The sequence below is a fragment of the Gordonia sp. NPDC003950 genome, from assembly GCF_053605205.1.
The window spans coordinates 122,810-145,432 of sequence record NZ_JBSGIT010000001.1; the positions used below are offsets into that span (position 1 = coordinate 122,810).

The following is a 22,623-nucleotide window of genomic DNA, read 5'->3' on the forward strand; positions in this document are numbered from 1 at the left end:
CGCCTTCACAATGGCGCACATGGATTTTCGCGTCTCCCCACCCCGTCGTGTCCCGAGCGCCTTTGCGCTGTCGAATCCGGACTCCGCCAAGGCCGAGTATCAGCTCCTCGCCGAGGACGAGACGCACCTGGCCGCCATCGCCACACACCTCGATCAGACGATCGGTATGCTCACCGACCGGATCGCGGCACTACGCCGCTCCGCCGGTGGCGGTGGCCGACGAGCGGTCGATCGCGATATGGAGATCCACGACGCCGAGTTCCGACTTCGCCGGCTGCGTCGATTCCGCGTCGACCTGTGCCTGGGACGAATGGTGCATTCCGACGGTTCGCTCACCTACATCGGGCGAATCGGCCTGACCGACAACGAGGGCACCCAACTCCTCGTCGACTGGCGCACCCCGGCCGCCCGACCCTTCTTCGCCGCCACACTCGCCGAGCCGATGGGCGTGGCGAGCAGACGCCGATACCGTTGGGGGCGAGGCCACATCGTCGACTACTGGGATGAGGCTCTCGGTACCGACCCGGACCGGCGACCACTCGCACTGGACGCCGATTCATCGTTCATCGCAAGCCTCGAGGCCGGTCGCACGTCACGCGTGCGCGACGTACTGGGCACCATCGCCACCGACCAGGACACCATCATCCGGGCCGGCAGCCGTGGCGCGCTTGTCGTCGACGGCGGCCCGGGAACCGGGAAAACCGTTGTCGCCCTGCACCGTGCCGCATACCTGCTCTACTCGGATCCGCGACTGGGTGGCCATCGCGGCGGTCTCCTGGTCATCGGTCCGCACGATCCTTACCTGGGTTACGTCGCCGATGTACTGCCCGATCTCGGTGAGGAGGGGGTGCACACCTGCACTCTGCGCGATCTGGTGCCCGCCGGGTCCGAAACCGTGCCGGAAGCCGACCCCGACGTCCGGACACTGAAATCCTCGATCGACCCCATCCTCACCATCGACCGCGCCGTCCGGTTCTACGAGACGCCTCCCACCGACCCGGCCGAGATCGACACCCCCTGGGGTACAGCCATTCTCGGGCCGCGCGACTGGGCGGAGGCGTTCGACGCCCCCGATGCCGCGACTCCCCACAACGAAGCGCGGGAGGACATCTGGGAGGCGCTGGTCGCGATCATCCGGGACCTGCTGCCCGACGGCGGTGACATTCCGGACAACCACCTGCGCAATGCGTTGGCACACAACTACGATCTGAAGGCGGCCGTGACAACCGTGTGGCCGGTGATCGACGCCGCGACACTCGTCGGTGACCTCTGGTCGGTGCCGGCCTATCTGCGACTGGCAGCGCCGTCACTGAGCTCCGAGGAGATCGGCACGCTGCGGCGGGGCACCGTCGACCGCTGGACCATTTCCGATCTCCCCTTCCTCGACGCCGCCCGTCGGCGTCTCGGTGATCCGGAGTTCTCACGACGGCGCCGACGACGCGAAAGGACCCTGGCCGCCGATCGTGTGCAGATGGATCGGGTGGTCGATGATCTGCTGGCGGCACACAGCCTTGACGACGGCGAGGGATTGACCACCCAACTCCGCAATGACGATCTTCGCGACGCTCTCGTCGACGACCGCACCGTCGAGGCGGCGCAGGTCGACCCGTTGGCCGGGCCGTTCGCGCACATCATCGTCGACGAGGCTCAGGAACTCACCGATGCCGAATGGTCGATGTTGTTGTCTCGCTGCCCCTCTCGAAGCTTCACGATCGTCGGCGATCGGGCCCAGGCTCGGCGCGGGTTTATCGAGACGTGGACCGAAAGGCTGCAGCGGGTGGGGCTGATCGACGTCACCGTCGCCGGACTGACGGTCAACTACCGCACCCCGGAAGAGATCATGGAGGCGGCCGAACCGGTGATCCGTTCCGCGATCCCCGACGCCAACGTCCCGATCTCCATTCGGCGCAGCGGGATTCCGGTGCGGCTCGGCGCCCGCCGGGACCTCGACGAGATCCTGAGTTCCTGGTCGATGACACACCCGGAGGGCACCGCCTGCGTCATCGGCTATGACACCGCCACGGTCACCGGAGATCGCATTTGTGCCCTGCCTCCGGTCGACGTCAAGGGTCTCGAATTCGACCTGGTGATCCTCGTCGATTCGGAGAACCCCGGATCCGGTGTCACCGGTGCGGTGGACCGCTACGTGGCGATGACCCGCGCCACCTCGGAGCTGGTGATCCTGCGATGAGCTCGGCCCGGCGGATACACCGCTCGCAGCCTCCACCACGGGGGTTGCGCCCACTCGGGGCTCTCTATAGACTATTTTCTACAGACTGAAGGGGAGGCAGATGGCCATCACGTTGTCCGTCGAGGAAGAAGCCATCGTCAAGACCGTTCGCGACTTCGTGGACAAGCAGGTCCGCCCGGTCGCCCGAGATCTCGAGCATTCGAACACCTACCCCGAAGAGCTCATCGAGACGATGAAAGAGATGGGCATCTACGGGTTGGCCATCCCCGAGCCGTACGGAGTCGCCCAGGTCTCGATGCCCTGCTATGCCCAGGTCACCGAAGAACTCGCACGTGGCTGGATGAGTCTGGCCGGCGCGATGGGCGGGCACACCGTCGTCGCCAAGCTGCTGCTGGCCTTCGGCACCGAGGAGCAGAAGCAGAAGTACCTGCCCCGCATGGCTACCGGTGAACTCCGCGCAACGATGGCACTCACCGAGCCGGGCGGCGGCTCCGACCTGCAGAACATGCGCACCGTTGCCAAGAAGGACGGCGCCAACTACGTCATCAACGGTTCCAAGACCTGGATCTCCAACGCCCGCAAGTCCGGAATCGTCGCACTCCTGTGCAAGACCGATCCCGCCGCGGAACCCGCACACAAGGGTGTCTCCATCCTGCTGGTCGAGAAGGTCGACGGATTCACCGTCTCCAAGGACCTGCCGAAGCTCGGCTACAAGGGCGTGGAGAGCTGTGAGCTCAACTTCGACAACGCGACCGTCCCCACCGACGCGCTGCTCGGCGGCGTCGAGGGCAAGGGTTTCGCGCAGATGATGAAGGGACTGGAGACCGGCCGCATCCAGGTGGCGGCCCGCGCCACCGGTGTCGCGCGCGCCGCGTTCGACGACGCGCTGCAGTACGCCCAGGACCGCGAGAGCTTCGGGCAACCGATCTGGAAGCATCAGGCCGTCGGCAACATGCTCGCCATGATGGGCACCAAACTCGCTGCCGCACGTGGCCTTCTGCTCGACGCCGCCGAACGGGTCGACACCGGCAAACGCTGCGACATGGAAGCCGGCATGGCCAAACTCTTCTGCTCGGAGACCGCGATGGAGATCGCGCTGGACGCCGTTCGCATCCACGGCGGGTACGGCTACTCCACCGAATACGACGTCGAACGCTACTTCCGCGACGCACCCCTGATGATCGTCGGCGAAGGCACCAACGAGATCCAGCAGAACGTCATCGCCAAACAACTGGTCAAACGGGGCGGCCTCGACATCTGATCTCGCCTCTGCCCCAAACACATTGCCGGCCGGCGGAGGTCACATCCATGTTCCCGCCTCGCGCAGTGACCGCTCTCACTCGGACACGCCGTCGCAGCATCATTCGCCACCCGACAACTCGCCGACCTCGGCACCCGGGTGATCAAGGTCGTACGGCCGGTTCGGGCGACTTCGCCCGGGCCTGCGACCAGTCAGTGAACGGGTTGCCGAGCTACTTCGTCCGGCTCGACCGGTCCAAGGAGTCGTCGAGATCGACGTGAGAACACCAGCTTTCGTCCTCAGACAAGTCGGCAGAGAAACAGCGCGGGTCCGCATCCGACGATGAGCAGCACACCACTGCGGCAATGGGATCCGTACCCACCCGGCCCCGGTGACAACGCACCCTAGACTGGGCCCCATGCGCGTGGGTATCTGCATTCTTGCCGACCTGACCTGGGCCGAGTCGCGACCGCTGTGGCTCCGCGCCGAAGAGATGGGTTTCGACCACGTCTGGACCTACGATCACCTGGTTTGGGGCGGACTCCCCGATTCCCGGTGGTTCTCCTGCGTGCCGATCCTCAGTGCGGCCGCCGCGATCACCACCCGGATCGACCTCGGTGCCTTCGTCGTCTCCCCCAACTTCCGGCACCCCGTGTCCTTCAGCCGTGAGGTTCAGACGCTCATCGACATCTCCGACGGCCGATTCCTCCTCGGCCTCGGTGCGGGCGGAACACCGGACGACACGATCCTCGGTGCCGACCGCCTGCCGCCCCGTCAACGTGTCGACCGACTGCAGGAGTTCACCCGGCTCCTCGACCGCACTCTGGACGAGGACCATGTCTCCGCCGACGGCGAGTGTTACCAGGCCCGCGACATGCGCCTCGTCGGCGGTTCGGTCCGAAGTCGGGTGCCGCTACTGCTCGCCGGCAACGGCCCGCGCTCGGTACGGTTCGCCGCCCGCCACGGCGACGGCTGGGTGACCACCGGCGTCCCGTCGGACTCGCTCGATCACTGGTTCGCTGGAATCGCGAAATCCTGTGCCGTTCTCGAGGACACGCTGAGGGAGGCCGGACGCACCGGTTTCCCCCGCTACCTCAGCCTCGACACCTCGCCCCGCGCCAGCCTGGAGAGCGTCGCGCTGTTCGACGACATGGTGGGACGCGCCCGAGAACTCGGCTTTACCGATGTCATCGCCCACTGGCCGCGCCCCGAGGCGCCCTACCGAGCGTCGCCGCACGTCCTCGAGGAACTCGCTGCCCGCGGATTCACCGACCGCTGACTGACCAACGTTCCTGTGTGCCTGTGTGCCTGTGTGCCAGACTGGCACCCATGGCATCCCCACGCTCGACGTCACTGTCCGGACAGGTCATCGCGGTGACCGGTGGTGCCGCGGGCATCGGGCGCGAGATCGCCCGGCAACTCGCCGAGGGCGGCGCACGTGTCGCCATCGGCGATCGCGATCTCGACGCGGCTCGCGCGGCCGAACGTGAGCTGGCCGGGAATGTCACGGCTTTCGAGCTCGACGTCACCGACACGCACTCCTTCGGGACGTTCCTGACCTCCGTCGAATCGGGGCTCGGGCCCATCGATGTTCTGGTGAACAATGCAGGCGTGATGTGGGTCGGTCCCTTCGACACCGAGACCGATACCGCCACCGACCGCATGCTCGCGGTCAACCTGCACGGCGTCATCCGGGGGATTCGACTCACCGCTCCGATGATGCGGGACCGCGGGCACGGACACATCGTCACCATCGCATCGGCGGCGTCCAAGCTGGCACCCCCCGGTGAGGCCACCTATGCCGCAACGAAACACGGCGTGCTTGGCTATCTCACCGCGGTCCGCGAAGAACTGCGGGGTACCGGCGTCACGCTGACGGCGATCATGCCGACCGTCGTCGACACCCCCTTGGCCGCCGGCACCGCGACGGGCTCGGCCGCGATGCTGCAACCGTCGGATGTGGCCGCGGCCGTCTGCTCGGCAATCGAGAAGCCCCGCTTCGAGGTGACCATCCCGTCCTACGTCGGTCCGGCCGTTCGAGCGGCCAGCCTACTGCCCCAACGGATTCGCGATGTGCTGATGCGCCGTATGGTTCCCGATCAGGTGGCCGCGGTCCGCGGATCGACGAGCCGCGCCGACTATGAGGACAGGGCCATCAGCCAGCCCGAACGCGCCGAGAAACCCGCGAACACCCACCACCCCGACGACCGCAAGTGACTTCCACTTTCATCCCCACGTCACCCCCCACTACGCCGCCCCGGCACGTGATCGGTTTGGCGTTACCGTGGCGACCGAGCCAGGGCAGCGACCCCGATCTGCTTGTCACGCTTGGTCGACGGCTGTCGGCTGGCCGGTAACGCAGCGCACTCACATCTCGTCTGCCAGCACCATTTCGGCGATCCGCACCAGGGTTCCGGTCAGTAGCACGCGGATCTGTTTGTCGTTCAATGACTTTCGATACAGCCACTCCCGCGCCGCGGCCTTCACCATGCCGCCGAATGCGCGGATCGCCGCCATCGCGGCCTCGTGGCGCGCACCCTTCGCGTCGAAGCCGATCGCATCCAGTGCCCGCTGTGCCGCCCGGTCGTCGGCCTCGTCGAGGATCGCGCGGATCTCTTCGTCGTCGCCCACACCGTCGGCGCCGACCGCCAGCCACGTGGCGCCGTGCCTGCCGAGCACCAGCATCAGCCAGTCCACCGACGCCGCAATACGGGCATCGAGGTCGCCGGTGGGCAGCCGCACATTCTCGAGTTCGGGAACGATCATCATCTCCCGGACCACCGCGAGATACAGGTCACGTTTGGTACCGAAGTAGTGATTCAGCAGACCACGCGCCACACCGGCGTACGCGCCACTTCCGCCATCTGTACCGCAGCATAGGACTGCTTGCCGAAGGCGGCGATGGCGGACTCCAGGATGGCCTGACGTCGGTCATCGGGATCGAGTCGGCGCCAGCGGGGTTCGGATGCGGTCACAACCCCCGATGATCTCACACCACGTCGAGGCCCTCCGCGGCTCGGGCGCGCAGTGCATCGGGAACGACGAACCGATCGCCGTACCGTTCCCGCAGCTCGTCGGCGCGCGCCACGAATCCCGCAACGCCCCCGGCATACTGGTTGATGTACTGCACCGCGCCGCCCGTCCAGGCCGGGTATCCGATACCCATGATCGACCCGATGTTGGCCTCGGCCACCGTGCCGATCACACCTTCGTCGAGGCAGCGGAAGGCCTCGAGCGCTGCGGCGACCAGCATCCGTTCCTTGGCGTCGTCGAAGGGAATCTCGACATCCGGGCGGTGGTACTCCTGCGCCAGCCGGGGCCACAGACCCAAACGTGCCCCCGACGGGCCGTCATAGTCGTAGAAGCCACGCCCCTCCAGGCGGCCCGGCCGATCGAACTCCCCGAGCATCCGGTCGACCAGCGGATACGACGCACTCGGGACGAACTCGACGCCGCGCTCGGCGGCATCGGCGATGAAGCCCGCACGGATCTTGGCGATCGTCTTCATGTTGATCTCATCGAAGAGCGTGAGCGCACCGGCCGGGAACCCGGCCTGCAGCGCGGCCTGTTCAGCGGCGGCCGGCGCCATACCCTCGGCCACCAGCGACAGCACCTCGTCGACGAACTTGGCGATCACCCGGTTGGCGTAGAACCCGTAGACATCCCGCACGACGATCGGGGTCTTGCGGATCTGGCGCGCGAAATCCAGTGCCCGCGCCCATGTCTCATCGGAGGTGTTCTCGCCGACCACGATCTCCACGAGCGGCATCTTGTCCACCGGGGAGAAGAAGTGCAGGCCGATCACGTCGGCCGGACGCGCCACCGCGGTGGCCATCTCGGCGATCGGGAGTGCGGAGGTGTTCGACGCCAACAGGGCATCGTCGGCGACGTGGCCGGCCACCTCGGCGAGCACCTTCTTCTTGAGTTCCACATCCTCGAAGACGGCCTCGACGACGAGGTCGGCGCCGGCCACATCGGCGATGTCCGCGGTCGCCAGGATTCGGCCGAGCACGGCGTCGCGGCGCGCCTCGTCGATGCGTCCCTTGGCCAGCGCCGTGTCGAGGAGACGTCGGGAGTAGTCCTTGCCGCGTTCGGCGGCCTCGATCGTGACGTCGCGGAGAACGACGTCGACACCGGCTTGTGCTGTGACGTAGGCGATTGCGGCACCCATCATCCCGGCGCCGAGCACCGCGACCCGCTGCGCATTCCGTCGCGGATACCCGGCCGGACGTGACGCACCCTTGTTGACCGCGTTGAGATCGAAGAACATCGCCTTGATCATGTTGGTCGACACCTGACCGCAGATGAGGTCGGCGCAGTATCGGGTTTCGATGACGAACGCGGTGTCGATGTCCACCGATGCACCCTCCACCGCAGTGGCGAGCACGGCGATCGGCGCGGGCATCGGTGCACCCTTGGTCTGCTTACGCAGGGTGGCGGCGAAGGCGGGAAGCTGTGCGGCCAGGGCGGGCGAGGACGGGGTGCCGCCAGGAATGTGGTAGCCCTTGCGATCCCAGGGTTGCACGGCATCCGGATTGGACAGAATCCAGTCACGCGCACCGGCGAGCATGTCCTCGCGGGTGTCGACGACGGAGTCGATCACGCCCGCCGCCAACGCCTTTGCCGGGGACATGCGCTGCCCCTGACCGACCACGTTCATCAGGGCGTTGACCACGCCCAGCATGCGTACGACACGGGTGACACCACCGGCACCGGGCAGCACACCGAGGGTGACCTCGGGAAGTCCGAGCAGTGATGCTCTGCTGTTCAACGCGATCCGATGGTGGGCCGCCAGTGCGACCTCGAAACCTCCGCCGAGGGCGGTGCCGTTGATGGCCGCGACGACCGGCCGCCCGAGGGTTTCCAACCGCCGGAACGACTCCTTGAAATGGTCGAGGCCGGACGAGATCTCGACGACGTCGTCGGGTCCCGCCGACATCAGTTTGTTCAGGTCGCCACCGGCGAAGAAGGTGTCCTTGCCCGAGGTGACGATCACGCCGGTGATCGAATCCTTCTCCCGTTCCAGGCGTTCCACGGTGCTGCGCAACTGTGTGGCCATGTCGTCGGTCATGGTGTTGGTGGGCTGCGACGGGTCGTCGATGGTCAGCGTGACGATGCCGTCGGCGTCGGCGGACCAGCCGAAGATATCTGTGCTCATGGCGGTGTCCCCCTTGTCAGAGACTGCGTGCGATGAGGTCTTTCATGACCTCGTTGGCTCCGGCGTAGATCTTGGCGATACGCCCGTCGACGAACAACTGCGCGATCGGGTACTCCTCCATGTAGCCGTATCCGCCGTGCAGTTGCAGGCAGCGGTCGACCACCTGCGTCTGCTGCTCCGAGCACCACAGCTTGATCATCGCCGCCCGCTTCACATCGAGTTCGCCGCGCACGTGCCGAGCGATCGCGTCGTCGACGAAGGCACGCATCACCTCGAGTGTCGTTGCCACATCGGCGAGTTCGAACTTGGTGTTCTGCAGGGCGAACAACGGCTTGCCGAATGCCTCACGTTCCCGGACGTAGGCCAGGGTGTGCTCGTAGGCGGCCTCGACCACCCCGAGGGCGGCGACTCCGACGATGAGGCGTTCCTGCGGCAACTGCTGCATCAGCTGGACGAAGCCGGCTCCTTCGACGCCACCGAGCAGGTTCGCCGCGGGCACCCGCAGGCCGTCGAAGAACAGTTCGGTGGTGTCCTGCCCCTTCTGCCCGATCTTCTTGAGTTTGCGTCCGCGTTCGAAACCGGCAGGGCCGTCGGCAACCTCGGCGACGAGCAGCGACACCCCCGCGGCCCCCTTGGTGGGGTCGGTCTTGGCGGCGATGATGATGAGGTCACAGGTGGCGCCGTTGGAGATGAAGGTCTTGGCGCCGGTGATGACGTACTCGTCGCCGTCGCGGATCGCGCGGGTGGCGATGGATTGCAGATCCGATCCGGTGCCCGGCTCGGTCATCGCGATGGCACCGATCCACTCACCCGATGCCAACTTCGGCAGCCACCGCTGCTTCTGCTCCTCTGTGGCATACGAATTCAGGTAATGCGGCACGATGCCCGAGTGCACCCCGAGTTGCATCGACAGGTCGCCACATCGGCCCTGCTCCCGGAAGACCACCGACTCGTGTGCGAAAGTTCCACCGCCACCGCCGTATTGCTCCGGGATCGAGATGCTCAGCAACCCCAGTTCGCCGGCGCGGCGGTAGAGTGCACGGTCGGGTTCGCCCGCGGCGGCGAACTCCTCACGTCGCGGCGCCACCTCCTTGGTGAAGAACTCGCGTGCGAGCGCGGTGAGATCTCCGAGTTCGGTGGTCAGATCGTCGGTCATGGAGGCTCTTTCGGGTGGTTGGGGGTGGACTGGTCGGTGGAACGACGCGGGCGCTGGGCACTGAGTGTTGAGTGCTGAGTGCTGAATTACCGCATTCGCCGGTCCCTACCGCTGGTAGAGATCTTCGATCTGCTCGGCGTACTTCTTGGCGATCGGCGACCGCTTGAGTTTCATCGTCGGGGTCAGTTCGTCGCCGCCGGGAATCCAGTAGGTGGGCAGCACCCGCCACGAACGGATGCTCTCCACGCGTGACAGACGGGTGTTGGCCTGATCGACGGCGTCGGAGATCGCCTCGACGAGATCGGGGTGAACCGAGAGGGATTCGGGATCGACGTCGACCCCGCGTTGCGCCGCGAACACCGCGGCGGCATCCGGGTCGAGGGTGATCAGCGCCGAGACGAACGGACGGTTGTCACCGATTGCCGCGACCGAACCGACGAGCGGGCTCACCGCCTTCAGTGCACCCTCGATGTTGCTGGGCGACATATTCTTTCCGCCGGAGTTGATGATCAGCTCCTTCTTGCGGTCGATGATCTTCAGGTAGCCCCGATCATCAAGGGTCCCGATGTCTCCGGTGTGGATCCAGCCGTCGGCATCGAGGGTGTCGGCGGTCCGCGTCGGGTCGTTGCGGTAGCCGCGCATCACACCACCGCCCCGAACCAGGACTTCGCCGTCGGCGGCGAGGATGACCTCGGTGCCGGGGATCGCGCGACCCACCGAGCCGTAGATGGGAGCGGTGATCGGATTCACCGTGGTGACGGCCGAGGTCTCCGACATCCCCCACGCCTCCATCACCGGAACACCGAGTGCCAGCATGAATTCCAGTGCACCCACATCGATCGGTGCTGCCCCCGACACTGCGGCGGTCAGGTCATTCATGCCCAACTTCGCCCGCAGCTTCGACAGCACCAATCGATCGGCGACCTCAGCGGCCACCGTGTCCACCGGATTCAGTTTCGTGCCGGCTACGATGGCGGCGGCCTTCTTCCTGCCCGCCGCCAGCGCCCAGCGCGCCAACGATCCCTTGACACCGGATTCACCGGCAATGGTGACCTCGACGTTGCCCTTGATCTTGTACCAGAGCATCGGCACCGCCACGAAGAAGGTGGGGCGCACCTGACCGAGGGTCTCCACCAACGCCTTCGGGTTGTCCAGATCGGTCACCGTGATGCCGAAATACATCGGCGCGTACTGACAGATCCAGCGATTGATCAGGTGGGCATCCGGCAGGTAGGAGATCACCCGGCCGTTGGTGAGGTCCCCGATCACGTCGGTGATCACCTCGAGCTGATAAAGCAGATTCGCGTGGGTGAGCTCGACTCCCTTGGGGTTTCCCGTTGTGCCGCTGGTGTAGATGAGTGTCAGTACGTCGTCGCGGGTGCCGACGCGCCACTTCGAGTCGAAGTCGAAGTCGGCGTCCCCGCGCGCGATCAGGTCGGCGAGGGCGATCAGTCCGGGACCACCGTCGGTGGCGTCCGCACCGTCGGTCCCGTCGACGACGACGACCGTCTGCACCGATGTGCCGCGCGCGGCCTCGAGGACCCGTGGCAGGAACTGGGTTTCGGTGATGACGACATGCGGCTCGGCGTTGTTGAACAGGTAGGCGATCTGGGGTGCGGCGTTGGTGTTGTACACCGAGAAGGTCACCGCGCCGAGGTGCATCGCGGCCGCGTCGACGATATGGAACTCGATCCGGTTGGTGAGCATGATGCCCACCACGTCACCGCGGGTCACCCCCTGCGCCGCGAGTCCCGCCGCAACCTCACGGACACGACGTCCGTACTGCGCCCACGTCACGGACTGCGTGCCGTCCGCATTGCGGATGGCCACCTGGTTCGGCACCTCGGTCACCCGACGCTGGAAATGCGAGCAGAGGGTCTCGGTCGTCATCACTGTCCTCCTCGTGGCGCACTGTTGGCGTGCTGCCAATTATTCAGACGTTGTGTTGTCTGGCTGTCAATAAGCGGGTGCCGGCGGGCTACCCAACCACTTTGTGGTGCAATCCTTTTGCCAGTTGTCGCACCGCGGCGCCGAGTCCCGCACTCACGGGACGTCCCGCGGCACGTAGCGGCGCCGGCACGTCGATCGCCACCGTCCAGTCGAGGCGGGTGGAGCCGACCTGCTCGGTCAGCACATAGTCCTCGGCGAACGCCTTGATGCCGGGGCCGGTGGTGCGGGTCGCGGCAAAGGTCATGCGGGAGTTCTCATCCCAGCGGTAGAACCGCTCCTGCACCGACAGCGCCTTGGCGATGGTGACGGTTCGGACCGCCCCCACGCCACGCTCCCCGGCCCAGCTCGCGGCGGTCACCAACGGACTCCACGACACCACGGCGTCGTCGGCGGCGAGCACCTCCCACACCTGCTCCGGTGTGGCGTCGATGTCGAGCGTCACCGTGGTGCACACGGGTGCACTGGCGAAGAACGGGTCACCGACGATGTTGAGTTCCCGCCACTTCATGGCCGGTCCGCCGATTCGAGCGTGGTGATGATCGAGTGAATGGACTTGTCCCGCACCAACTGTGCGTCGAGAACCGGATTGATCAGGCCGCGCAGCAGCGAGTAGGCGGTCCACTGACGCGGCGCGATCGTGCGCGCCTTACGCTCTGCGGAGGCGGTGACGATGACCTCTGCGGCCTGCTCGACGCTGATCCGCTTGTTCAGCGGCCACGGCAGCTGCGCGCCGATCTCCTTGCCGAGCGGATCGTCGTCGAGTGTTGCCCGGGTCATTCCGGTCTCGACGATGCCGAAGTACGCCAGCCCGGCCGACGCACCGTGCGGTGCCAGCTCGATGCGCAGTGCGCGGCCGAGTTGTTCGACCGCGGATTTGCTGATCATGTAGGCCGATCCGCCCATCCCCGGCGCGAAGGCCGCGCAGGAGGCGACGAGTTCGATGTGGCCGCGGCGCTGCGTGATCGGTTCGATGGTGGCCTTGATGGTGTTGAAGGCGCCGATCAGATTGATGTCGATGACGCGCCGGAAGTCCTCGGGTGCGATGTCGCGCAGCGTTGCCGGCGGCGGGGTGACGCCGGCGTTGGCCACCGCGATGTCCAGGTGCCCGAAGCGGCCGATGCCCTTCTCGACGGCGATCTGCAGTGAATCGAGTTCTCGCACATCGGCATGCACCGCGAGGGCGTGCTCATTGCCGAGCTTGTCGACGGCCGCGGACAGCCCGGCCGCGTCGACGTCGGTGAGCACCACGTCGGCACCGGCGGCGACGAAGCGCCTCGCTGTCGCGAGTCCGATACCCGCGGCGGCCCCGGTGATCAGGGCGACCGACCCCGGAAGGGCCAGAGGTGAGGCGCTCATCCGATCAACTCCTGTTCGTGCGCGACGGGTTCCACCAGTCGCAACCCGTCGATCCTGCGAACGGTGAAGTCCGCCAACCGGATGTGCTTCATCCGGCGCCGGAAGCCGACGACGAATCCGGGCCAGAAGGTGTAGTTGCGACCGGACGGGCTGAGGTAGTAGCTCGAGCATCCGCCGGTGTTCCAGACCGAGTGCGCCAGCCCTTCGTCGACCTCGCGAACGAACCGTTCCTGCGCCTCCGGCAGCACGTCGATGCTGCGGATGCCTTGGTCTCTCATCTGCTTCAGTGCGTCGACGAGGTAGTCGACCTGTGCCTCGATGGTGACCACCTGAGACGTGTAGACCACCGAGTTCGGTCCCAGGATCTGAAAGAAGTTCGGGAAGCCCGCGACGCTGGTCCCCATGTAGGCGACCATCTCACCGCCCTCCCAGGTCGCAGAAAGGCTACGGTCGTCGGCGCCGTGGATGCGCCGGAACCCCTCGTTGCCGGCGAGTTTGAAGCCGGTGCCCAGCACGATCGTGTCCACCTCGTGCAGGACGCCGTCGGCGGTCTCGATGCCCGTCGGGGTGACCCGGACGATGCCGTCGGTGATGACCTCGGCGTTGGCGGCGGCCAGGGCCGGATAGAACGTGTTGGAGAAGGTGGGACGTTTGCATCCGAAGGCGTATCGCGGCGTCAGCTTGGCGCGCAGTTCCGGGTCGGCGACCTGACGCCGCAGGTGCAGGCGGGCGACCGCGGCCATCGGCGCCAGCAAGCCGGGACGCTTGACGAGTCCGGGCACCATCATCTCCTGCGCCAGGCCGCAACTCTCGCGCAGTGCGCGCATGGTGACCGGGTGGCGCCGGAACATGGTGCGCACCCCCTGACTCAGCGGCCGGTCGGGGTGCGGCATGATCCAGGTGGGCGTCCGTTGAAAGAGGCTCAGCTGCTTGACCTTCGGCTGCAACTGCGGCACGAACTGGACCGCCGAGGCACCCGTTCCGATGACGGCGACCCGCTTGCCCTCCGGCGACCAGGAGTGGTCCCACTGCGCCGAATGGAACACCTCACCGGCGAAATCGTCGAGTCCGTCGATGGCGGGTACCGACGGTTCGCTGAACGGACCGGTGGCGCCGACCAGCACGTCGGCCGTGAATTCCTGCCCGGCCGCGGTCAGGCGCCACACCTGCGCGAGGTCATCCCAGCCGGCGTGGGTGACGTCATGGCCGAAACGAATGCGTGAGGTGATCCCGAAGTCGTCGGCGCAGCGCGCGATGTAGGCCTGGATCTCCTCCTGCAGCGGATACAGGCGCGTCCAGTCCGGGTTCGGGGCGAAGGAGAACGAGTACAACACCGACGGGATGTCGCACTGGGCACCGGGATAGGTGTTGGCCTGCCAGGTGCCGCCGACCTCGTCGGCACGTTCGAACAGCAGGAAGTCGTCAAAACCCTCCTGGGTCAGGCGAATTGCGGCACCGATACCACCGAAGCCGGTACCGATGATCGCGACATGGACGTGGTGTGGGGCTGTGTCTGCCACGGTTCCTCCTAGAGATCGACGACCACGTGGTCGTCGGCTGCGCGTGACACGCAGATCATCATCGAGTCGTCTCGTTCGTCGCCGATCAGCACGCGATCGTGGTGGGCGACGGCGCCGTCGAGCACCTTGACGCGGCATGCACCGCAGAATCCCTGCTGGCACGAGTACCGCACGTCAGGTTTGACCCGCCGGATCGCCGCGAGTGCGGTCTCGTCGGCGGCCACCTCGACCGATCCGCCGGAGGCGAAGTCGATCCGGAAGGCGGTGCCGTCGACGACCGGGGGCGGGGCGAATCGTTCACTGTGCAGTTCGCGGCCGGGGGCCTCGGTCACGATGAGCCGGCGGGCGCTCTCGAGCATCGCCGACGGACCGCACAGGTAGATGGGGGCGGCGGGGCCGTCGATGTCGAGGATCTCGCGCATGTCCGGCACACCGTGCTCGTCGTCGGTGCGGATCTGCACGCGGGCGGCGTCGAGGGCCAGCAGTTCGTCGATGAACGGCATGCTGTCCCGGTTGCGCCCGGTGTAGATGAGCGTCCAGTCGAGTCCCTTGGCGTGGGCCTCGCGGAGCATCGGCAGGATCGGGGTGATGCCGATGCCGCCGGCGACGAACCGGCACCCACGCTGTGCGGCGAAGTTGAAGGCGTTGCGCGGGCCGCGGATGTGCAGGGTGTCCCCGGTTCGCAGCAGATGCATCTCGGCGGAGCCGAGTCCATCGGGGATGCGGCGCACCGCAATTCGGTAGGTGGCGGTGTCGGCAGGATCACCGGTCAACGAGTAGTGCCGTTGGCGGCCGGACGCGGTGAAGACGTCGATGTGGGCGCCCGGCGTCCACCGGGGCAGTGCGGTGCGATCGGGCCGGGCGAGGGTGATCAGCCGCACCCCGTCGGCTGCTCTCCGACTGTCGATGACGTCGAGCCGCAGGTCGAATCCGACGTGACGGGTGGGATTGGGTGGTGAAAGACGCTCGGCGTACGCACTTTCGGCGAACAGACGTGAGTAGCCGCGGGCGAGCCCACCGATGGCGGCGAGGATCCGGGTCGGATTCTCGACATCGGTCATGGGGGGCGGGAGGTAGTTCACTGTTCTGCCGCCCGCGCCGCCGGGGAGATCGCGAGATACCGCACGGCCTTGTCGATGTCGCCCATCGAGGAGGGATGGAAACCCGGCTGCAGGTAGTAGTAGATCTGCTCGAACAGGAAGCTGATGCCCGGAATGAGTTGGGCCGGCCCGTGCGGCCTTCGCGAAGGCGATCGGCCACGGACGGCGGCGCTTGACGGTGGTGTCGTTGCGGTACAGGTAGGCCGCCGTCGAGAACCACAGTGCGGCAAGGCCGGTGCAGGCGATCAGTGCGGTGCGGGCTCGGCGCAGGTAGCCGCCGTCGACGTACTGGAATGCGTCGAAGGCGACATTGCGGTGTTCGAGTTCCTCCGCACCATGCCAGCGGAGGAGGTCGAGCATGGTGGGATCGACTCCGACACGGTCGAATTCGGCGTTGTCGAGCAACCATTCGCCGACGACCGCGGTGAAGTGTTCGGCGGCGGCGTAGACGCCGAGGCGTTCGGACAGCCACGCCCGTTTGGCGCGCTTGTTGGTGATGCCGTGATCGCCGAAGATCTTGGCCACCGCGTACTCGATCCGGCGCATCACCGGGGTGATCTCGACGTCGTTGGCGCGCAGGTAGTTTCGGAATCCCTCGTGCGATGCGGCGTGGGTGGCCTCCTGCCCGACGAAGCCGACGACCTCCTCACGGAGACGTTCGTCGTCGATCAGCGGCAGTGCCTGCGCGAACACGTCGGCCATGGCCCGCTCCCCCTCGGGCAGCACGAGATGCATGACGTTCCAGAAGTGCGTGGCATAGGGCTCGCCGGGGATGTACTCCAGCGGCACTCCGGTCCAGTCGAACGAGACCGGTCGGGCGTTGATCGCCAGTGCCTCCTCGCCGTACTCCCGGGTCTGTGCGCCCTGCGCGTGTGCCATGAGCGTTCTCCTGTTCGTCACGTCCGTACCGGTGTCGGGGTGGTCCACGTCACCTCGTTGAAATGAAGATACGTTTTGCCGCTCATTGTTTCAACCCCCGAGGTCGACTAGACTTCCGACATGTCTGTTTCCGGCCTCTTCACCGCGTCGCCGGGCGCCACCGAGGCCGATCCGATCCTCGACGCGGCGCTGGCGGTCTTCGCCGACATCGGCATCCGACGCGCCACCATCGACGACATCGCCAAGCGCGCAAAGGTCGGACGGGTGACCGTGTACCGCAAGGTCGGCGGCAAGAACGAGATCCTCGTCGCAGTGATGATCCGCGAATCCGGCCGGCTGTTCGACCAGGTCAGAGCCGCAGCCGAGCGGGCCGACAGCTACGCCGACCGCGTCGTCAACGCGTTCGCGACAACGGTGACGGCCATCCGCGAGAACCCGGTCTGGAATCGGATCCTCGAACTCGAACCCGGCAACGTGCTCGACCAACTGACTCTCAACGGCTCGTTCCTCCTCGCCGGTGCGGTCGAGGCCACCGCCGACGTGCTGCGCTCACCGGACGCCGAACTCGACGACGAGGAGGTCCTGGCCCGCGCCGAGATCCTGGTGCGGATCACCCACTCGATCCTGCTGACGCCGAACGTCCGGCTGCCGTTGTCGACCTATGCCGAGGTCGAGGAGTTCGCGCGGAAGCACCTGCTGACCATCGCGCAACCGCGGTAGCCGAGCGCTTCTCAGCGTCCGTTCAGCTCGGTCCGGCGACACTTCCGGGGTGGACACCATCTCCGGCCTGCCGCTGCATCCTCTTCTGGTACATCTCGCCGTCGTCGCGATCCCACTTGCGGCCCTCCTGGGCATCATCGGCGCAGCGTGGCCGTCCGCTCGCCGCGTGCTCGGCGTCGTGCCCCCGCTCGTCGCACTCGTCGCCGTCATCATCACGCCCCTCACCACATCGGCCGGCGAAGCGTTGGAGAAGCGGGTACCGGAATCGGCCGAACTGCACCGACACACCGACCTCGGCGGGGAGATGATCGCGTGGGTCGCACCCTTGTTCGTCGCGGTCGTCCTGCTGTGGGCCCTGCACTCCGATGCCATCATGCGGCTACTACCGATAACTCTGTCGCCCAATGTATTCCGCGTGATCGACATCGTCCTGCGCGTGGCGGTGATCGTCACCGCGATCGGCTCGATCGTGATGGTCTACCTGGTCGGGGACTCCGGCGCACGGGCGGTGTGGCTCAACTGAGAATCACCCGGCACGGGTCACCGCGACCGCACGTCGGCGAGGAAGCCGACGTTCTCCGTCAGCGCCACGTCATCGCGCTCGTAGGCATCCGACGAGACAGTCCAGTCATAGGCCTCGAGCAGGTGATGCACCACAATCGCCGACTCGAGGTAGGCGAAGTGCATGCCCATACAGTTATGCCGACCGCCCCCGAACGGCATCCAGGCCATGGGGTGGTCTCGTCGATCCTGCTCTCCGATGAACCGCCCTGGGTCGAAATGTGCCGGATCAGGCCAGATATCGGGCCGGCGATGATTGGCCCCGATGGGAACGATCACGAAAGCCCCTGCGGGGATGAGGTGTCCGCACAGCTCTGTGTCCTTGATCGCGGCACGGGGCACAACCGGGACCGGTGGCCGCAGGCGCACCGACTCGCGAAACACCGCGTCCGTGGCCACCGCAGACCGCAGCTCACCGAGACCCGGACGAGTGCCCAGGCCGATCGCCTCGTCGCGAAGCTCGTCGCGCCACCGCCGATGACGGCCGAGCCGATAGACCATTGATGTCATCGCGATCGTCGCCGTGTCATGGGCGGCGAAGAGCATGAATCGCATATGGTCGACGATCTCGGCATCCGAGAGACGTCCGGCACCGTCGATGTCGGCGCTGCACAACGCCGACATCAGGTCCGCCCCGGGCCGGCGGCGCCGATCGGACACCACATCCGCCATGTAGTCGTCGAGGACGGTCTTCGCCTTCTGGGCGCGGTGCCAGCGCGTGCCCGGTATCGGGAGCCGCACCAATGCGCCGGCCGCCTCGATCAACTCGACGAACGCCCGGTTCATCCGATCGGCGTCGGCGCGTGGCAAACGTGCACCCAGGAATATCTCCAGCGCGAGATCCAGCGCGATCGCTTTGAGGGGGATGCGCATGTCCACGCCATCTCCCGTGGGAAAGTTCGCCATCGCCGACGACACGAGGGGGTGCAGTCGCTGCGCGTAACCGTCGAGCCGAGTCCGGGTGAAGGCGGTCTGTAGGATTCGGCGATGCCGGCGATGCTCGTCGGCGTCCATCAGCAGGATTCCCCGCTCGAACAGCGAACCCAGCGCGAAGCCGTAGACCGGCTCGTTCGCGAAGGCTTCATCGCGGTCTCCGACGAGTTCGGCGGCGGCGGCCGGACCCTGAGCTACGACGACATCACGACCGAGCACGGTGACAAACGCGATGTCGCCGTGTGCGCGGCGGAGGTCCTGGGCCAGGCCCGTCGGATCCGAGCGCAGGCGCAACGCACCGAACAGGGGCACAGCGCGTGGGCCGGTGACCGCGCGTAGGGTCGACTGAGGGTCTGGGGATGCGAGAATACGGTGGTGCATGGAGTCCTTCCGGCCGCATGCGACGTCTCACGCGAGGATGCGGTCACGATGGGAGGTGAGCGGGTACGTGCGGGTCTTGGTGGTCGACGACGACACACACGCGGCAGAGACGATCAAGCGCGTGCTCATCAGTGACGGCTGGAGCGTCGTGATCGCCCACGACGGACTCGAGGGATACCGTCGTGCTTCGGACGAGGATTTCGATGCCGTTGTTCTCGACATCATGCTGCCCGGACGGAACGGGTATGAGGTGGTGCGTGACCTGCGTGCGGCCGGAAATTGGGTTCCGGTGGTGATGTTATCGGCCAAGGACGGTGAATACGATCAGGCCGAGGCCCTTGATTTCGGAGCTGATGACTACCTGGTCAAACCATTCTCCGTGGTCGTGCTCAAGGCCCATCTGCGGGCGGTGATGCGTCGTGGCCGCAAGGAACGTCCGGCCATCCTGCGGGCCGGGGGGCTCGCACTCGATCCGGCCGAACGCCGCGTCACGCGGGACGGCACCGACATCGCGCTGACCCCCCGCGAGTACGCGGTTCTGGAGCTACTGATCCGCAACGCGGACACGGTGATATCCAAACAGACCATCCTCCAATCGATCTGGGATGAGAACTACGACGGCGACCACAACATCGTCGAGGTCTACATCGGTTACCTACGAAAACGAATCGATACTCCTTTCGGTGTCGGTTCCATCGAGACCGTTCGAGGGGCCGGGTACTGTCTGCGCAGCGTCTGACGACCCGGCCGCCGCCCGATCCGTGGTCGGGTGTTCACGAGCGCCGTCGTCGTCGTCGCCCGCCGGCGCACGGCGGAACCGCAGTTCGATCGCGGCACCGGTGATGACACCCACCGAGCCGGCATCACCGAGCGCCGACACGTCGGCGTCGTCGAGCACCGACACGCTGCCGCCGTGGGCGACCATGATCTCCTGCACGATCGCCAGGCCCAGACCTGTCCCGGACCCCGAACGACGATCCGTGCCGAGCCGGGCGAAGCGTTCGAACACCCGCCGACGGTCGTCGCCGTCGATTCCCGGGCCGTCGTCGCCCACGACGATGCGTGCCACCTCGTCGTCGGCGAACATCAGGATCCACAGTGTCGACCGCGCATACCGGATCGCGTTGTCGACGAGGTTGCGCAACGCCCTGGCGACCATGACCGGATCACCGAGGACGCGAGCGGCAATGACGCGGGTGCGGACGTCGACAGACCCCATCGCGCGGACGCGCTGCGCTTCGGACAGGACAGCGTCGTCGAGATCGACATCGACCCGCGTGACGGTGAGACCGTTCTCGTCGGCTCGGGCGAGCAACAGCAGGTCGGAGACAATGCGCTGCATCTGGCGGGCTTCGGGCAACAGGATCGTGCGGACCGTCTCCGGATCCAGGGCTGTCCCGGTCTCGTCGGCCAGGTCGAGCAGTCCGAGCACCGTGGTCAACGGACTGCGCAGCTCATGGGAGGCATCCCCGACGAACCGCAGTTGTGCGCCACGATTGACCTGCAACCGCGCGAGCATGCTGTTCATGGTCGTTGCCAGGGTGCGGATCTCGTCGTCGGCGTCCGGTACCGGCACTCGGCGGTCGAGGCGGCTGGCGTTGATCGCGTTGACCTGCCTGGTGATTCGGGACACCGGTCGCAGAGTGCGGCCGACCAGCAGATAGACCGCCAGCGCCGCCAGCGCCACGATGATCGGCAGCTCTACGCCGATGATCGCGGCGGTGATCCACTCGCTGCGCCGCACGTTGTTGGTGCGGTCGACCGCGATCACCGCGTAGTATCGGCCCCCGAACTCGGCACCGAGAGCCGTCGAGCAATACTCTCCGTCGAATCCCCTGATCGACAGGTCGTCGCGGTAGGAATAGATGCCGTCGTCGAGGAGGAAGTCGGCGACCGGAATATCCGGCGCTCCTGGCGACGCCCGCAACACCCGGCCCTCGCGGTCGACCACCTGCACGAAGTCGACCCCGGCACCGGGGGCCAGATCGTCCGGATCGACCCCGTCCACGCCGGTCCTGGCCACCGCGGTGGCCACCTGATAGGCCTGTCGGCTCGTCGCTCGGTACATCGCCTCGGTGTTGGCGCGATGCAGCATCAGAAGCGACACCACTCCCGCGATGCCCAGCGCCACCGTCACCACGACGGCTGCGGCGACCGTCGAACGCGCTCGAACCCCTCGCCGCGAGCCGAGTCCGTAACGCCGACGACTCTTCTCGCCCACGGACCTCACCTGCCTAGGACGGTGTCATCCCCGCCGAGACGTGACAAGCGCGGACCGCCATGGCACCCATCGTATGGCGCGAGGCCCCGAGCCGACCACCGTCGGGTTTCAGAGGCCCTTCAGGTGCAGGGGAGGACAGTGGTGTACATGGACACCTCCACCATGTCCGTCGCTCATCGGATTCTGCAGGATGCTCGTCAGCGAGGTACTCGGCTGGCCTTCGGAGTGCACGGCGCCAACATCGAGGACATCTACGCCGCCGCCGCGGACATCGACCTGCCGACCGTGGTGGCCAAGCACGAATTCGCCGCAGGTGCGATGGCCGACGGGCTCACACGCGTCACCGGAGTTCCCGGCCTGGTGCTGACCACGTCCGGAGGTGGCGCCATGAACGTGATCGGGGCGCTGGCCGAATGCTATGACAGCCGGGTTCCGATTCTTGCCGTGATTGGCAGTGCACCAACGGCATTGGTGTCCCGAGGTGCGTTTCAGGACATGCTCTCACCACCGGACACGATCGATCTGGAGCGGCTCGTGGGCGCCGTCACCGGCCACTGCAGCGTCATCGATTCCGCCGCAGCGCTGCAACCGGCGCTGAACGCGGCCGCGGCATGTCTGGCCGCAGACCTCCCGGCCGCTCTAGTGATCCCCAAAGACGTTCAGCAACAACCGCTGCCATCGCCCTCGCCTCGTCACACCGACAGTATCGTCACCATCGCCCCGACAACGACTGCCGGATCCGAACACGCCATGCTCGCCGAGTTCGCTGCCGAACTCGCGGACACGGTGCGCCGTGGTGATCGCGTCGTCATCTGGGTTGGCGAGGAGGCCTCCCGTCGCCAGGTCGGCCATCTCGTCCGCACCCTCGCCGACCGACTCGGAGCGAACGTCCTCGCCGCGCCGGGCGGTATGGACGCGACCGGCACCGACGGTACACACGGCCCCGGCATCACCGGGGTCATGGGACACCCGTCCGCGGTGACCGCGCTGGCCGGCGCGGCGAGGTGCGTGGCCATCGGGTGCCGGATGAGCATCACCGATCGCGCCGGCCTGGACGACGTACTTGCTCGTATTCCGTTGACACACCTGGGCTCTCACCCTCCTCGTCTGCCGGGATGCACCCATCTCGATGTCGCGTCGCTACCGGCGGCCCTTCGGACACTGGAGGTCGAGCTGGCCGATCTCGGTGTTGCGGCAACCGCCCGCCGCAACCGGCCGTGAGTTCCTCGAGGTCCCGAATCCACCCGCGCCCGACCA

The 22,623-nt window shown here is 66.6% G+C and carries 19 protein-coding genes and 2 pseudogenes; 9 read left to right on the top strand and 12 right to left on the bottom strand.

All coding sequences use genetic code 11. From position 1 onward, the window contains the following. The first annotated feature begins 19 nt into the window (after nt 1-19). From helR to ACWETB_RS00630, 5 genes and pseudogenes are all read left to right on the top strand, one after another. Nucleotides 20-2,191: an RNA polymerase recycling motor ATPase HelR gene (helR, locus tag ACWETB_RS00610; RefSeq protein ID WP_452208604.1), complete on the top strand. Its 2,172-nt coding sequence runs from the start codon at nt 20-22 to the stop codon at nt 2,189-2,191. Nucleotides 2,192-2,291: 100 nt separating this feature from the next. Further along, the gene (locus ACWETB_RS00615) at nt 2,292-3,452 is read left to right on the top strand and encodes an acyl-CoA dehydrogenase family protein (RefSeq protein ID WP_452208606.1); all 1,161 of its coding nucleotides are present in this window, start codon (nt 2,292-2,294) and stop codon (nt 3,450-3,452) included. A 72-nt stretch (nt 3,453-3,524) separates the two neighbouring features. Continuing rightward, a pseudogene (locus ACWETB_RS00620) lies at nt 3,525-3,697 on the top strand (CoA transferase); the annotation flags it as partial. 152 nt (nt 3,698-3,849) lie between these two features. Continuing rightward, on the top strand, nt 3,850-4,710 hold the full coding sequence (locus ACWETB_RS00625; RefSeq protein ID WP_452208608.1) for an LLM class flavin-dependent oxidoreductase: 861 nt from the start codon (nt 3,850-3,852) through the stop codon (nt 4,708-4,710). A gap of 50 nt (nt 4,711-4,760) precedes the next feature. Beyond that, nucleotides 4,761-5,648 (top strand): SDR family oxidoreductase, encoded by an 888-nt coding sequence (locus ACWETB_RS00630; protein ID WP_449744466.1) that lies wholly within the window; start codon nt 4,761-4,763, stop codon nt 5,646-5,648. Between the two features lie 150 nt (nt 5,649-5,798). Here ACWETB_RS00630 and ACWETB_RS00635 read toward each other — a convergent pair whose 3' ends face one another. The 10 genes and pseudogenes from ACWETB_RS00635 to ACWETB_RS00680 form a co-directional block, all read right to left on the bottom strand. Beyond that, nucleotides 5,799-6,269, bottom strand: coding sequence for a TetR/AcrR family transcriptional regulator (locus tag ACWETB_RS00635; RefSeq protein ID WP_452208610.1), 471 nt, complete (start codon nt 6,267-6,269; stop codon nt 5,799-5,801). Next, entirely contained in the window at nt 6,251-6,406 is a 156-nt protein-coding gene (locus tag ACWETB_RS00640; RefSeq protein ID WP_452208612.1) for a hypothetical protein, read from the bottom strand. The genes ACWETB_RS00635 and ACWETB_RS00640 overlap by 19 nt, the downstream gene beginning before the upstream one ends. 14 nt (nt 6,407-6,420) lie before the next feature. Then, nucleotides 6,421-8,589 carry a 3-hydroxyacyl-CoA dehydrogenase NAD-binding domain-containing protein gene (locus ACWETB_RS00645; RefSeq protein ID WP_452208614.1) on the bottom strand — a complete coding sequence of 723 codons (2,169 nt, stop codon included), beginning with the start codon at nt 8,587-8,589 and terminating at the stop codon, nt 6,421-6,423. A gap of 16 nt (nt 8,590-8,605) precedes the next feature. Then, entirely contained in the window at nt 8,606-9,745 is a 1,140-nt protein-coding gene (locus ACWETB_RS00650; RefSeq protein WP_452208616.1) for an acyl-CoA dehydrogenase family protein, read from the bottom strand. Nucleotides 9,746-9,850: 105 nt separating this feature from the next. Beyond that, nucleotides 9,851-11,635 carry an AMP-dependent synthetase/ligase gene (locus ACWETB_RS00655; RefSeq protein ID WP_449744469.1) on the bottom strand — a complete coding sequence of 595 codons (1,785 nt, stop codon included), beginning with the start codon at nt 11,633-11,635 and terminating at the stop codon, nt 9,851-9,853. A gap of 88 nt (nt 11,636-11,723) precedes the next feature. Next, nucleotides 11,724-12,203 carry an SRPBCC family protein gene (locus tag ACWETB_RS00660; RefSeq protein WP_449744470.1) on the bottom strand — a complete coding sequence of 160 codons (480 nt, stop codon included), beginning with the start codon at nt 12,201-12,203 and terminating at the stop codon, nt 11,724-11,726. Then, nucleotides 12,200-13,051: a short-chain dehydrogenase/reductase gene (locus tag ACWETB_RS00665; protein ID WP_348805984.1), complete on the bottom strand. Its 852-nt coding sequence runs from the start codon at nt 13,049-13,051 to the stop codon at nt 12,200-12,202. The genes ACWETB_RS00660 and ACWETB_RS00665 overlap by 4 nt, the downstream gene beginning before the upstream one ends. After that, entirely contained in the window at nt 13,048-14,571 is a 1,524-nt protein-coding gene (locus ACWETB_RS00670) for a flavin-containing monooxygenase (RefSeq protein ID WP_452208618.1), read from the bottom strand. Before ACWETB_RS00670 ends, ACWETB_RS00665 begins: the two co-directional genes overlap by 4 nt. Before the next feature lie 8 nt (nt 14,572-14,579). Next, on the bottom strand, nt 14,580-15,632 hold the full coding sequence (locus ACWETB_RS00675) for a PDR/VanB family oxidoreductase (protein ID WP_348805986.1): 1,053 nt from the start codon (nt 15,630-15,632) through the stop codon (nt 14,580-14,582). Nucleotides 15,633-15,649: 17 nt separating this feature from the next. After that, a pseudogene (locus ACWETB_RS00680) lies at nt 15,650-16,550 on the bottom strand (metal-dependent hydrolase). A 120-nt stretch (nt 16,551-16,670) separates the two neighbouring features. Here ACWETB_RS00680 and ACWETB_RS00685 point away from each other — a divergent pair. Further along, nucleotides 16,671-17,270 (top strand): TetR/AcrR family transcriptional regulator, encoded by a 600-nt coding sequence (locus tag ACWETB_RS00685; RefSeq protein ID WP_348805988.1) that lies wholly within the window; start codon nt 16,671-16,673, stop codon nt 17,268-17,270. A 49-nt stretch (nt 17,271-17,319) separates the two neighbouring features. Then, nucleotides 17,320-17,793, top strand: coding sequence for a DUF2231 domain-containing protein (locus ACWETB_RS00690; protein WP_449744475.1), 474 nt, complete (start codon nt 17,320-17,322; stop codon nt 17,791-17,793). A gap of 17 nt (nt 17,794-17,810) precedes the next feature. On the opposite strand, the gene ACWETB_RS00695 is transcribed toward ACWETB_RS00690, so the two are convergent. Beyond that, nucleotides 17,811-19,076 (bottom strand): cytochrome P450, encoded by a 1,266-nt coding sequence (locus tag ACWETB_RS00695; protein ID WP_452208621.1) that lies wholly within the window; start codon nt 19,074-19,076, stop codon nt 17,811-17,813. A gap of 136 nt (nt 19,077-19,212) precedes the next feature. On the opposite strand from ACWETB_RS00695, the gene ACWETB_RS00700 reads away from it, so the two are divergent. Further along, nucleotides 19,213-19,884: a response regulator transcription factor gene (locus ACWETB_RS00700; RefSeq protein ID WP_348806087.1), complete on the top strand. Its 672-nt coding sequence runs from the start codon at nt 19,213-19,215 to the stop codon at nt 19,882-19,884. On the opposite strand, the gene ACWETB_RS00705 is transcribed toward ACWETB_RS00700, so the two are convergent. After that, on the bottom strand, nt 19,801-21,366 hold the full coding sequence (locus ACWETB_RS00705; RefSeq protein ID WP_452208623.1) for an ATP-binding protein: 1,566 nt from the start codon (nt 21,364-21,366) through the stop codon (nt 19,801-19,803). The two genes, ACWETB_RS00700 and ACWETB_RS00705, sit on opposite strands and share 84 nt — an antisense overlap. Nucleotides 21,367-21,513: 147 nt before the next feature. Between ACWETB_RS00705 and ACWETB_RS00710 the strand changes: the two genes are divergently transcribed. Continuing rightward, nucleotides 21,514-22,587, top strand: coding sequence for a thiamine pyrophosphate-binding protein (locus ACWETB_RS00710; RefSeq protein WP_452208625.1), 1,074 nt, complete (start codon nt 21,514-21,516; stop codon nt 22,585-22,587). Nucleotides 22,588-22,623: the final 36 nt, after the last annotated feature.